The organism is Pseudomonas syringae (assembly GCF_002157375.1).
Lineage (GTDB): Bacteria > Pseudomonadota > Gammaproteobacteria > Pseudomonadales > Pseudomonadaceae > Aquipseudomonas > Aquipseudomonas syringae_T.
Map to the genome: position 1 here is coordinate 1 of NZ_MTSA01000039.1, position 12,154 is coordinate 12,154.

The following is a 12,154-nucleotide window of genomic DNA, read 5'->3' on the forward strand; positions in this document are numbered from 1 at the left end:
GTGCCGGGTTTTGCTGCCGGTTCCCGGCAGATCGCGGACAAGTCCGCTCCCACACAAGCGGAGCGTCGCCCGGCTCACTCCGCTCGCGGAGCATGGGCACGATTATCTTCAGACAGCTCTCGTTCCATTGCTATGTTTATGTCCTGAGATGCCCGTAGATCGGGCTTCTGCCCGGAGGGCGTGGGAGCTTCAGGAGGTTACGACGGCTGCGATGGGCTGCGAAGCGGCCCCAAACCTGCTGCCTCGGGTGTGTCTGATGCACCGGGGTGCCGGGTTTTACTGCCGGTTCCCGGCAGATCGCGGACAAGTCCGCTCCTACACAAGAGGAGCGTCGACCGGCTCACTCCGTTCCCGCACAAGCGGAGCGTCGGCCGACGGGCTCAAACCAGCACGATTTGATTCTTGCCCTGGCGCTTGGCCTGATACATCGCCGCGTCGGCACGCCCGTAAAGGGCTTCGAGGCCTTGGTCGTCGGGGCCGAGGTTGGTTAGGCCCTGGCTGGCCGTGATGCTGAACGCCTCGCCGCCTGACTGGAAGTTCTGGCGCTGGATCTCGCGTTGCAGGCGCTCAGCGATCTGCATGGCCATCTCTGGGGCGCAGCCGGGAAATACCGCTGCAAACTCTTCGCCGCCAATACGCCCGAACAGATCGCCGCGCCGCAGGGCCGAGCGACCGCTTTCTGCGATGCGTTGCAGCACCGTGTCGCCTTCCTGGTGGCCGTAGGTGTCGTTCACCAGCTTGAAGTCATCAATGTCCAGCAGCAGGAAAGCCAGCGGCGTTCCATTCAAACGAGCCAGTTCGAACTCGCGCTGGGCACATTCGAAGAAGTGACGGCGGTTGCTGCTCTGGGTCAGCACGTCGGTGGTGGCCAGGCGTTGCAGTTCGTCTTCGAGTTGCTTCTTCTCGGTGATATCTTCCGCGATGCCCACCACAATCAGGCGCTGACTGGCGTCGGCGCGGTGGCTGACAAAGCATTTGTCGCTGAGCCAGCGTACTTCGCCATCGGCACGGATGATGCGGTATTCGCGGTCTTCCACAGCCCCTTTTTCGATGACTTCGCTCAGGCTGCGCTCGGCGTAATTCAGGTCGTCGGGGTAGATGCTGTCGCGCCATTCACTGTAGTCGGCCAGTAGCAGACCAGCCGAGCGACCGAAGATGCGTTCGTACGCCGGGCTGACGTAGATCATGCGCTGGGTTTCCCAGTCAAACGCCCACAGAACAGCGTTCACACTCACCAGCAACGAGCTGAACAATTGTTCGCGCTCGCTCAGGCGTGCGACTTCGGCCTGAGCGTGCATCAGGGCTAACAGGGTTTCTGCGGCTGCAGGCATATCGGTGATTGGTGTGCCGGATGGTGCGGTAAAGGGCTGCTTTTCCATAGGAACGCATCTCGAACGTGCGCAGCCAATGCCGCCCACTCTCCCGCAGGGCGGGAAAACTGATGAGAGGGTTCAAAAGGGTATAAGTTCCGAAGCTGGCGCGCCTGGAACAGGCGCACCGATCAACGGTATCAAGCGTGGGCGGGGCGCAGCGAGTAGGTTTTCAACTGATCGGCGAAGTCGCGCAGGGACTGGATGCCACTGGCTTCGGCTTCGTGAATCCACTCTTTCATGGCGGAAAGCATGTCATGACCATTGCTGCTGGTCTTGACCCAGATCTGCTGCAACGCCAGGCGCTTTTCATAGATCACTTTCAACGCGTGGCTGTGTTCCAGCATGGTCTGGATGCGCAGGTGGTGCTTGTCATCGAGCAGGCTGGTTTCACGCGACAGCAGCCGTTTGGCACGGCGGAACTGGTGACGTACCGATTCGTCGGCCTTGCCCAGCTCCTGGGCAACCAGCGGCGCAATGACCAGCTTGCGGTACTGAGCCATGATCTGGAACCGGTTGTTGAGAATCGCCATGGCGGTGTCCATGTCCATGTGGCCCTTGCCTTCGACCCGATGGGCGATAGGCGCGACCCGCTGGACCTTGGCCAGTTTCAGGAAGCTGAACATCTTGATCCAGGCCCAGCCCATGTCGAACTCCCACGGCTTGACGGAAAGCTTGGCCGAGTTGGGGTAGGTGTGGTGATTGTTGTGCAGCTCTTCGCCGCCAATCACGATGCCCCACGGCACCAGATTGGTGGCCGCGTCACGGCATTCGAAGTTGCGATAGCCGACCGCATGGCCCAGCCCATTGACCACGCCAGCGGCCCAGAAGGGAATCCACATCATCTGCACGGCCCAGACCGTGATGCCGAGTGCGCCGAACAGCGCCACATCGATCACCGCCATCAGGGCAATGCCCAGCAGCTTGTAGCGCGAATACAGGTTGCGCTCGATCCAGTCTTCCGGGCAGTTCTTGCCGTAGATACGCAAGGTGTCCTGGTTCTGCGCTTCTTCGCGATACAGCTCGGCGCCTTTGCGCAGCACGGTGGACAAGCCTTTGACGACCGGGCTGTGCGGGTCATCGACGGTTTCGCATTTTGCGTGGTGTTTGCGGTGGATGGCCGTCCACTCGCGTGTGTTCTGGGCAGTGGTCAGCCACAGCCAGAAGCGGAAGAAGTGTTTGAGCCCCGCGTTGAGTTCGAGCGAGCGGTGGGCTGAATAGCGGTGCAGATAGACCGTGACACCGATGATGGTTATATGCGTCATCACCAGCGTGACGGCTATTACCTGCCAGACGGACAGGTCGAGCAAACCGTTGTACCACATAGGCTGTTTGGCCCTCGTAAAAATACCGGTAAAGAAAAAAGTCGCAGGGGCATTATCACTGACATTGCACAGAAAACCAGTCACCCTTTGAGATAAGCGTCGCAGGATGTTTCTTGCTTTATAATCCAGACCTTTCGTCAGGCTTTCAGATTTTATGTCCAATTATTCCGGTGGCGCGCTGCGAACCGCCGCCCTGTATGGGCTGCTGTCGATTCTGTGGTTCGTGACAGGCGACTGTCTGCTGCCCTTTTTCATCGATGAACCGGCTCGACTGGCTACCGGCCAACAGATGATCGGTTACGGCTGGGTGTTGCTCAGCGCCGTCATGATCTTCATTGCACGTGACAGATTGATGAGCGGCATCGGCGGCAAGGCACTGTTCGAACGGCAGCAGCAGGACTACGAACGGCTGCTGCTGGCCTCCGTGGTGTTCGACAGTACCCGTGAAGGGGTGCTGGTCAGCGACGCGCAAGGCCGGATCGTCCACGTCAACCGCGCGTTCATGGACATCACCGGCTATCAGGCCGATGAGGTGCTGGGTTTCAACCCCAGCAAGTTCAAGTCGGGCCGCCACGGGCCTGAGTTCTACCGGCAGATGTATCACTCGCTCGTCAGCACCGGGCAGTGGAGCGGCGAGATCTGGAACCGGCGCAAAAGCGGCGAGATTTACCCCCAGTGGCAAACCATCCGCAGCATCAAGGGCGAAGACGGTCAGGTCCGGCACTTCGTGGCGGTGTTTTCCGACATCACCGCCATCAAGCGCTCCGAACAGGAGCTGGCGCAACTGGCTCATTATGATGCCTTGACCGACCTGCCCAATCGGCTGCTGCTGACCGACCGTATCAGCCAGGCGTTGACCTCCGCGCGCTCCAGCAAGCGCAGCTGTGCGCTGTTGCTGGTGGACCTCGATAACTTCAGAAACATCAACGACAGCCTCGGCCATAACGTGGGTGATGAGGTGCTCAAGGCTGCTGCCGAGCGGCTCAAGAGCGTGTCTGACAGCGAGATGACCGTGGCCCGCCTGGGCGGCGATGAGTTCGCGCTACTGGTCAAAAACTGTCCGCAGATGGTTCAGGCGGCGGCGTTGGCTCAGCAGGTGATCGATGCATTCAAGGCGCCGTACGCCATCGCCGGTCATCAACTGTTCGTTTCTGCCAGCATCGGCATCAGCCTGTTTCCTGGCGATGCGCTGACCGCCGAGCAACTATTGCGCAACGCCGATTCGGCGCTGTTCAAGGCTAAGGGTGATGGCCGCGAGGTGTTTGCGCTGTACACCGAAGAGCTGACCGCGCATGCCCAGCAACGCGTGCAGTTGGCGAGCGAACTGCGTCAGGCCATCGCGCAAGAGGAATTGCGGGTCTTCTATCAGCCGGTTCACGACCTCGTGACGCGGCGCATTTGCGGTGTCGAGGCGCTGGTGCGCTGGCAGCACCCTGAGCGCGGGATGGTGTCACCCGGTGAATTCATCCCCATTGCCGAGCAGAGCGGGCTGATCGTCGACATCGATGCCTGGGTATTGAACACGGCCTGCCAGCAGATGAAGGCATGGCTGGCTGCGGATGTGCCGATCGGATTTGTGGCGGTGAACGTGTCCAGCCGTCTGTTCAGTCGTGGCGATCTTGATCGTCAGGTCGCGCAGGTGTTGCACGACACCGCGCTCGATGCTGCGTTTCTGGAGCTGGAAGTCACTGAAAGTGCCGTGATGGAGAACCCGGATCAGGCCATCGAACAGTTGCATCGGCTGCGTGAGATGGGCCTGAGCCTGGCCATCGATGACTTTGGCACGGGCTACTCGTCACTGTTGCGGCTAAAGCGCATGCCGGTTCAGAAACTCAAGATCGATCAGGGCTTTGTGGCCGGCTTGCCAGAGGACCGTGATGACATCGCCATTGTCCGGGCAATTATCACGCTGGCCTCCAGCCTCGGCATGCGGGTATTGGCGGAAGGCATCGAACACGCCAGCCAGGCTGCATTCCTGCTGGAAAATGACTGCGAACTGGGACAAGGCTACTGGTTTGCGCGACCGATGGTGGCGCAGGCAATCGACTGGACGCATGCGCCGGCTTTCAACGCCCCCGCCCGCTAAACGGACAGGCTTGCCAGGGCGTGCAATGCGTCTTGGCGGGTCCCGACTCCGCTAAATTTCTTTTGGTTATATCTGCATTCTTAAATAGTCTTTTTAAGAATATCTGCGCCTCACTATTATTGCCTCACCGCCATAGCCATCGTCCCCGGTCGCGATGCCATGCTTCTCGCATTTCAAGGAAAAAGATAATGAGCGCATCTCTACGTAGTGTTGACGGTCAGGACGAAGCAGCCATTCTGCGTGAGATTCAGAGTGCGCTACGTGACCTGCGTTTTGGCGCCGTCGAAATCACCGTGCATAACGCGCAAGTGGTGCAGATCGAGCGAAAGGAAAAGTTTCGGTTACAGAATTCTGCCCCCAAGCAGGGCTGAAACGGCACCCGACTGGTCTACCGGAGGGCTTCATTCGGACACCTGATACACCCTGAAAAAAAGCAGCTCGCCAGTGCGTACGCCGTTCTGACGCGCGAAGAAGAAATCAAACAGCCGACACACAGCATTCCAGGAGCTTCATCTATGTCCATACGCCGTTTTGCGCTGGCCGCTCTCGCCAGTGCTGTTTTTGCAGGTTCGGCTGTCGCCAAGGATTACGAACTGCTCAACGTGTCTTACGATCCGACGCGCGAGCTGTATCAGGATTACAACGCGGAATTCATCAACCACTGGAAGAAAGCTCACCCGGACGACAAAGTGGAGATCAAGCAGTCCCACGGCGGTTCGGGCAAGCAGGCGCGTGGCGTGATCGACGGTCTGCGTGCTGACGTGGTGACGCTGGCGCTGGCCGGTGACATCGACGAAATCGCCAAGCTGGGCAAATCTCTGCCCGAGAACTGGCAGACCCGCCTGCCTGACGCGAGCACACCTTACACCTCGACCATCGTGTTTCTGGTGCGCAAGGGCAACCCGAAAGGCATCAAGGACTGGGGCGATCTCACCAAGGAAGGCGTCTCGGTGATCACACCCAACCCGAAAACCTCTGGCGGCGCCCGCTGGAATTTTCTGGCCGCCTGGGCCTACGGCCTGAAAGCAGGCGGCGGTGATGAAGCCAAAGCCAAGGAATACGTGCAGACCCTGTTCAAGCACGTGCCGATTCTGGACACCGGCGCTCGTGGCTCGACCATCACCTTCGTCAACAACGGCCAGGGCGACGTGTTGCTGGCCTGGGAAAACGAAGCGTTTCTGGCGCTGAAAGAAGACGGCGGCAAGGACAAGTTCGACATCGTCGTGCCGTCGCTGTCGATTCTCGCCGAGCCTCCGGTGGCGGTGGTCGATAAAAATGCCGAAAAGAAAGGCAACACCGAGATCGCGACTGAGTACCTGAAGCACCTGTACAGCAAGGAAGGCCAGGAAATTGCTGCAAAAAACTTCTATCGTCCACGTGACAAGGAAGTCGCGGCCAAATACGAGAAGCAGTTCCCTACACTGGATCTGGTGACTATCGACAAAGACTTTGGCGGCTGGAAGACTGCGCAGCCGAAGTTTTTCAATGACGGTGGTGTGTTCGACCAGATTTACCAAGCGCAATAAACCGAAGAACGATGCCGCACAGGCGGCGTCGCAGGTGCGGTCAAGCAGCCCGGATTAACCTCCGGGCTTCGTGCAAGTGAAACCAAGGACTTTTATGTCGCGTCGTATCTCCCCCGTCATACCCGGCTTCGGGCTGACGCTGGGTTACACCTTGGTGTACCTCAGTCTGATTGTGTTAATACCGCTGGCCGCTATGTTCGTGCATGCCGCACAGCTCACCTGGGATCAGTTCTGGACCATCATCACTGCGCCTCGCGTGATCGCGGCCCTCAAGCTGAGTTTCGGTACGGCGTTCTATGCGGCCCTGATCAATGGTGTGATCGGCACGCTGCTGGCCTGGGTGCTGGTGCGTTACACCTTCCCCGGCCGCAAGATCATCGACGCGATGATCGATCTGCCGTTCGCCCTGCCGACCGCGGTGGCCGGTATCGCCCTGACAGCGCTGTACGCGCCCAATGGCTGGGTCGGGCAGTTCGCCGCGGACCTGGGCTTCAAGATCGCCTACACGCCTCTGGGCATCACCCTCGCGCTGACGTTCGTCACCTTGCCGTTCGTGGTCCGCACCGTGCAGCCCGTGCTGGCGGATATCCCCCGTGAAGTCGAAGAAGCCGCTGCCTGCCTCGGCGCGCGTCCGTGGCAGGTGTTCCGCCACATTCTCGTGCCGGCGTTGCTGCCTGCCTGGCTGACCGGTTTTGCTCTGGCGTTTGCCCGGGGCGTGGGCGAGTACGGTTCGGTGATCTTCATCGCCGGCAACATGCCGATGAAGACCGAGATCCTGCCGCTGCTGATCATGGTCAAGCTCGACCAGTACGATTACACCGGCGCGACGGCGATCGGCGTGATGATGCTGGTGGTTTCCTTCATTCTGCTGCTGCTGATCAATCTGCTGCAGCGGCGCATTGAAACCCCATCCTGAGGAGGCGCTGAACATGTCTTATTCATCTGTTTCAGCCGCCGCCTCTGCCAATGCGGCCCGTCGTGGCAGCAAGGTGTCGCGGCGTATTCTGATCGGCCTGTGCTGGCTGGTGTTCGTTCTGTTTCTGGGCTTGCCGCTGTTCATCGTGGTGTCCCAAGGGCTGAAAAACGGTCTGGGCGCGTTCTTCACTGCGATCCTCGAACCGGATGCCTTGTCGGCGCTCAAGCTGACGGTGATTGCGGTGCTGATCTCGGTGCCGCTCAACCTGGTGTTCGGCGTCAGTGCGGCGTGGTGCGTGAGTAAATACTCGTTCCGCGGCAAGAGCATTCTGGTCACGCTGATCGACCTGCCGTTTTCGGTGTCGCCGGTCATTGCCGGTCTGGTCTATGTGCTGATGTTCGGTGCGCAGGGCCTGTTCGGACCTTGGTTGCAGGACCACGACATCCAGATCGTCTTCGCCCTGCCAGGCATCGTGCTGGCGACCATTTTCGTGACCGTGCCGTTCGTGGCGCGTGAACTGATCCCGCTGATGCAGGAGCAGGGCACGCAGGAAGAAGAAGCCGCACGGCTGCTCGGTGCCAATGGCTGGCAGATGTTCTGGCACGTCACGGTGCCGAACATCAAATGGGGCCTGATCTACGGCGTGGTGCTGTGTACGGCGCGGGCGATGGGTGAGTTTGGCGCGGTGTCGGTGGTGTCCGGGCACATTCGCGGCGTCACCAACACCCTGCCGCTGCACGTCGAAATTCTCTACAACGAGTACAACCACGTTGCAGCCTTTGCCGTGGCGAGCCTGTTGCTGATCCTGGCGCTGTTCATCCTGCTGCTCAAGCAGTGGAGCGAATCCCGCATTAACCGTCTGCGCCATAACGCGGCGGAGGAATAATCATGTCGATCGAAGTCCGTAATGTCAGCAAGAATTTCAACGCCTTCAAGGCCCTGAACAACATCAGTCTGGACATCCAGAGTGGCGAACTGGTCGCCTTGCTGGGGCCGTCAGGCTGCGGCAAGACCACCTTGCTGCGCATCATTGCCGGTCTGGAAACCCCGGATGACGGCAGCATCGTGTTTCACGGCGAAGATGTGTCCGGCCATGACGTGCGTGATCGCAACGTCGGGTTCGTGTTCCAGCACTACGCGCTGTTCCGCCACATGACGGTGTTCGACAACGTCGCCTTCGGCCTGCGCATGAAGCCCAAGCGCGAGCGCCCGAACGAAACGCGCATCGCCGAAAAAGTCCATGAGCTGCTGAACATGGTGCAGCTTGACTGGCTGGCCGACCGTTACCCGGAGCAGTTGTCGGGCGGTCAGCGTCAGCGTATCGCCCTGGCCCGTGCGTTGGCGGTCGAACCGAAAGTGCTGCTGCTGGACGAACCGTTCGGCGCGCTGGACGCCAAGGTCCGCAAGGAACTGCGCCGCTGGCTGGCGCGCTTGCACGAAGACATCAACCTGACGTCGGTCTTCGTGACCCACGATCAGGAAGAGGCGATGGAAGTGGCCGACCGCATCGTGGTCATGAACAAAGGGGTAATCGAACAGATCGGCTCGCCGGGCGAGGTGTACGAGAACCCCTCCAATGATTTCGTCTACCACTTCTTGGGTGACTCCAACCGCCTGAGTCTGGGTGAAGAAGGGCATGTGCTGTTCCGGCCGCACGAAGTATCACTGTCGCGCCAGGAAATCGAAGACCACCACGCCGCCGAAGTCCGCGACATCCGCCCGCTGGGTGCGACTACACGGGTGACATTGAAGGTGGAAGGGCAGAACGAACTGATCGAAGCCGAAGTGGTGAAAGACCACGACAGCCTGGTCGGCCTGGCCAAGGGTGAGACGCTTTTCTTCAAGCCGAAGGTCTGGCAGAAGCTTTAAGGGGCTGGGCTGGGCTGGGGCGAGTGCTCTCGTTCCTCACGCTCCCGCGTGGGAATGCCTTTCACGACGCTCTGCCTCACAAAAGAGGACGCAGAGCGTCCAGAACGGCATGCCCACGCGGAGCGTCGGCACGATGATCCTCTTTGGACACCTCTCGTTCCTCACGCTCCAGCGTGGGAGTGCCTTTCATGACGCTTTGCGTCGCAAAAGAGGACGCGGAGCGTCCAGAACGGCATGCCCACGCGGAGCATGGGCACGATGATCCTCTTCAGGCACCACCAACGCAGAGCATGGGCACGATGATCCTCTTCGGACACCTCTCGTTCCTCACGCTCCAGCGTGGGAATGCCTTTCATGACGCTCTGCGTCACAAAAGAGGACGCGGAGCGTCCAGAACGGCATGCCCACGCGGAGCATGGGCACGATAATCATCTTCGGACGCCACCAACGCGGAGCGTCGGCACGATGATCCTCTTCACAGTGCGCGCTGCGTCCGGTTTCGGGGGTGTGGTGCCGAGAGAGTGATCCGCGACTAAACCACTGCCTTGCGCACATTGCGCCCCACCGGGCCTGAGCGTTCTTCGATGGCGTGCTGCAGCGGTTTGCGCAGGCCCATCAGGAACGCCAGTTCGGCCACCACGAACAGCGGGCCGATGATCAGGCCGGTGAGGTCATCGATAAACGCCGGTTTGCGGCCTTCGTAATAATGACCGATGAACTGGATGATCCAGCCGATCACGAACAGCCCGACGCCTGCGCTCAGCCAGACCATCGTCGCCTGTTGCGCAAGGTTCGCCCCGGCCCAGATGCACAGCGCCAGTGATACCGCCATCACCGCACCCAGCGCACGGTCCAGCCGCAGGTAGAAAACCGTCGAGCCCAGCGCCACCAAGGCCGCAGGTGACAGCCAGAATCCACCGACGTCCCAGCCCGGACGTGACAGAAGTACCGCGACGGCCAGCACAATTAACGGAATGCCCACGAAGTGCGTCACGATATTGCGCGAATCACGATGATAAGACGCGTATTGGCTGAGATGATCGACAAGGGTTTTCATTATTATTCCTGCCTGAGACGATGATCGGCTTGAGCTGACGTTGTTGTACAACACGGCTGCCAGAAATAAAAGGAAGCAAACATGACAAATGGAGTGTCGTGGCGGTCACGATTGCTGTCCGACTACTGGTTTTCCAATTTGCCTGCCGGATTGCAGGATAGCCTGCTGGGCGCCGCATGCCAGCGGCGCAGGACGCCCGGCAGAATGCTGTTCGAAAAAGGCGATCTGCCGTGCGGTCTGTATGTGTTGCTGGAGGGCAGCGTGCGTGTCGGCGGTGCCCACGAACAGCGGCTGCTGTCGAGCATGAAGCCGGTGTGCCCGCCTTGCTGGTTTGGCGAAGTCTCTCTGTTTGACGGGCTGCCTCGGCGTTTCGAGGTCTGCTCGCTGGAGCAGAGCATTTTTCTGCATATCCCTCAGTCGTTCCTTGTCCAGTTGCTCGACAGGCACCCGGAATACTGGCATTCATTCGCGGCCTTGCTCAGCGGGAAAATCGGCCTGCCCCTGCAACGGCCCGAAAAAATCCTCCAACTGCCACCCAGGTCTCGTGTCGCGTGGCGTCTGCTGATGCTGAGCGAGGGCTATGGCCCGTTGAGTCATGCCCGGCGTTTGATTGTGCTGGAGGATATTCAGGCGGTGCAACGCCTCGCGCTCTCGACGCCGGCCTTGATGGAGGTGCTGCAGGACCTGCAGGAGCGCAAGGTCGTGCGCCTGAACGACTGGCAACTGGAAGTGTTCGACGTAGAAAAGCTGCGCAAAATTGCAAACTTCTCCAGAGCAAAGGCGGTGTGCTGATCAGCCCGGCCTGTATGTCAGAAACATCCCGTAACGGCTCCGGCACCGCATCGATTGAGATAGCAAATGGGATTCACTAACATTTCGCCTCATTTGTGAACGCGAGATACCCCGATGCAGGCAAGCAAGCGTCTTCTGGCTGCTCTGACACTGACGTTGCTGGGCGGCACCGTCCAGGCGGCCGATGAGGTGGTGGTGTATTCCTCTCGTATCGACGAACTGATCAAACCGGTTTTTGATGCCTATACCGCCAAAACCGGGGTGAAGATCAAATTCATCACTGACAAGGAAGCGCCTTTGATGCAGCGCATCAAGGCCGAGGGCGAGAATGCGACCGCCGACCTGCTGCTGACGGTCGATGCCGGAAACCTCTGGCAGGCCGAGCAGATGGGCATCCTGCAGCCGTTCACCTCGCCTGTGATCGACGCCAACATTCCACCGCAGTATCGCTCGTCCACCCACGGCTGGACGGGCTTGAGCCTTCGCGCGCGAACCATCGCCTACTCCACAGACCGGGTGAAGCCGGCGGAGCTGACAACCTATGAAGCGCTGGCTGACAAGCACTGGGAAGGGCACCTGTGCCTGCGCACCGCGAAGAAGGTCTATAACCAGTCGCTGACCGCCACCCTGATCGAAACCCACGGCGCCGAGGCGTCCGAGAAGATCCTCAAGGGCTGGGTGAACAACCTGTCCACTGATGTGTTTTCCGATGACATTGCCGTGCTTGAGGCCATCAACGCCGGGCAGTGCGATGTCGGGATCGTCAACTCTTACTACTATGGGCGCCTGCACAAGCAGAAGCCGGATCTGGCGGTAAAGCTGTTCTGGCCTAACCAGTCCGACCGTGGCGTACACGTCAACCTGTCGGGCATCGGGCTGACCCGGTATGCTCCGCACCCGGAAGCCGCCAAGGCGCTGGTCGAGTGGATGACAGGGCCTGAAGCCCAGACGATTTTCTCCAGCGTCAATCAGGAATTCCCGGCCAACCCGAACGTGGCGCCCTCGGAAGAAGTGGCAAGCTGGGGTCAGTTCAAGGCCGACACCCTTCCGGTCGAAGTGGCCGGCAAGCGTCAGGCAGAAGCGATCCGCATGATGGATCGTGCGGGCTGGAATTGATTTAATACGCACTGCCCTATCGCTCAGCGGTATACACAAAACGCGTGGGAGCGAGCTTGCTCGCGAAGAGGCCAGTGCAGCTTTGTAAAATGGGGTG

The 12,154-nt window shown here is 59.8% G+C and carries 11 protein-coding genes; 8 read left to right on the forward strand and 3 right to left on the reverse strand.

Annotated elements, in window-relative coordinates; translation table 11 throughout:
* Nucleotides 1–380: 380 nt before the first annotated feature.
* Together BW686_RS25810 and desA are read right to left on the reverse strand one after the other, a co-directional pair.
* Nucleotides 381–1,379, reverse strand: a complete 999-nt coding sequence (locus BW686_RS25810) for a GGDEF domain-containing protein (protein ID WP_084921009.1) — start codon at nt 1,377–1,379, stop codon at nt 381–383.
* 131 nt (nt 1,380–1,510) lie between these two features.
* On the reverse strand, nt 1,511–2,695 hold the full coding sequence (desA, locus tag BW686_RS25815) for a delta-9 fatty acid desaturase DesA (protein ID WP_084921013.1): 1,185 nt from the start codon (nt 2,693–2,695) through the stop codon (nt 1,511–1,513).
* Nucleotides 2,696–2,849: 154 nt separating this feature from the next.
* Here desA and dibA point away from each other — a divergent pair, with 154 nt between their 5' ends.
* The 6 genes from dibA (at nt 2,850) to BW686_RS25845 (ending at nt 9,092) form a co-directional block, all read left to right on the forward strand.
* A complete protein-coding gene (gene dibA / locus BW686_RS25820; protein ID WP_084921016.1) occupies nt 2,850–4,781 on the forward strand; it encodes a phosphodiesterase DibA in 1,932 nt (643 codons plus the stop codon).
* Nucleotides 4,782–4,969: 188 nt separating this feature from the next.
* Entirely contained in the window at nt 4,970–5,152 is a 183-nt protein-coding gene (gene oscA, locus BW686_RS25825; RefSeq protein WP_084921019.1) for a sulfur starvation response protein OscA, read from the forward strand.
* A gap of 144 nt (nt 5,153–5,296) precedes the next feature.
* Nucleotides 5,297–6,307, forward strand: coding sequence for a sulfate ABC transporter substrate-binding protein (locus tag BW686_RS25830; protein WP_084921023.1), 1,011 nt, complete (start codon nt 5,297–5,299; stop codon nt 6,305–6,307).
* 94 nt (nt 6,308–6,401) lie between these two features.
* Nucleotides 6,402–7,223, forward strand: coding sequence for a sulfate ABC transporter permease subunit CysT (gene cysT / locus BW686_RS25835; protein ID WP_005887934.1), 822 nt, complete (start codon nt 6,402–6,404; stop codon nt 7,221–7,223).
* Nucleotides 7,224–7,236: 13 nt separating this feature from the next.
* Nucleotides 7,237–8,109, forward strand: a complete 873-nt coding sequence (gene cysW, locus BW686_RS25840; RefSeq protein ID WP_005887936.1) for a sulfate ABC transporter permease subunit CysW — start codon at nt 7,237–7,239, stop codon at nt 8,107–8,109.
* Nucleotides 8,110–8,111: 2 nt separating this feature from the next.
* Entirely contained in the window at nt 8,112–9,092 is a 981-nt protein-coding gene (locus BW686_RS25845; RefSeq protein ID WP_084921026.1) for a sulfate/molybdate ABC transporter ATP-binding protein, read from the forward strand.
* A gap of 532 nt (nt 9,093–9,624) precedes the next feature.
* Here the strand turns inward: BW686_RS25845 and BW686_RS25855 are convergent.
* Nucleotides 9,625–10,149 carry an Mpo1 family 2-hydroxy fatty acid dioxygenase gene (locus BW686_RS25855; protein ID WP_084921028.1) on the reverse strand — a complete coding sequence of 175 codons (525 nt, stop codon included), beginning with the start codon at nt 10,147–10,149 and terminating at the stop codon, nt 9,625–9,627.
* Between the two features lie 81 nt (nt 10,150–10,230).
* On the opposite strand from BW686_RS25855, the gene BW686_RS25860 reads away from it, so the two are divergent.
* Nucleotides 10,231–10,941, forward strand: a complete 711-nt coding sequence (locus BW686_RS25860) for a Crp/Fnr family transcriptional regulator (protein WP_084921030.1) — start codon at nt 10,231–10,233, stop codon at nt 10,939–10,941.
* A gap of 114 nt (nt 10,942–11,055) precedes the next feature.
* Nucleotides 11,056–12,057, forward strand: coding sequence for an extracellular solute-binding protein (locus BW686_RS25865; protein WP_084921032.1), 1,002 nt, complete (start codon nt 11,056–11,058; stop codon nt 12,055–12,057).
* The last annotated feature ends 97 nt before the right edge of the window (nt 12,058–12,154 follow it).

Bases quoted from the DNA above. Each gene is read 5' to 3' on its own strand.
- BW686_RS25810 (WP_084921009.1), bottom strand. From the start codon at position 1,379: ATGGAAAAGCAGCCCTTTACCGCACCATCCGGCACACCAATCACCGAT.
- desA (WP_084921013.1), bottom strand. From the start codon at position 2,695: ATGTGGTACAACGGTTTGCTCGACCTGTCCGTCTGGCAGGTAATAGCC.
- dibA (WP_084921016.1), top strand. From the start codon at position 2,850: ATGTCCAATTATTCCGGTGGCGCGCTGCGAACCGCCGCCCTGTATGGG.
- oscA (WP_084921019.1), top strand. From the start codon at position 4,970: ATGAGCGCATCTCTACGTAGTGTTGACGGTCAGGACGAAGCAGCCATT.
- BW686_RS25830 (WP_084921023.1), top strand. From the start codon at position 5,297: ATGTCCATACGCCGTTTTGCGCTGGCCGCTCTCGCCAGTGCTGTTTTT.
- cysT (WP_005887934.1), top strand. From the start codon at position 6,402: ATGTCGCGTCGTATCTCCCCCGTCATACCCGGCTTCGGGCTGACGCTG.
- cysW (WP_005887936.1), top strand. From the start codon at position 7,237: ATGTCTTATTCATCTGTTTCAGCCGCCGCCTCTGCCAATGCGGCCCGT.
- BW686_RS25845 (WP_084921026.1), top strand. From the start codon at position 8,112: ATGTCGATCGAAGTCCGTAATGTCAGCAAGAATTTCAACGCCTTCAAG.
- BW686_RS25855 (WP_084921028.1), bottom strand. From the start codon at position 10,149: ATGAAAACCCTTGTCGATCATCTCAGCCAATACGCGTCTTATCATCGT.
- BW686_RS25860 (WP_084921030.1), top strand. From the start codon at position 10,231: ATGACAAATGGAGTGTCGTGGCGGTCACGATTGCTGTCCGACTACTGG.
- BW686_RS25865 (WP_084921032.1), top strand. From the start codon at position 11,056: ATGCAGGCAAGCAAGCGTCTTCTGGCTGCTCTGACACTGACGTTGCTG.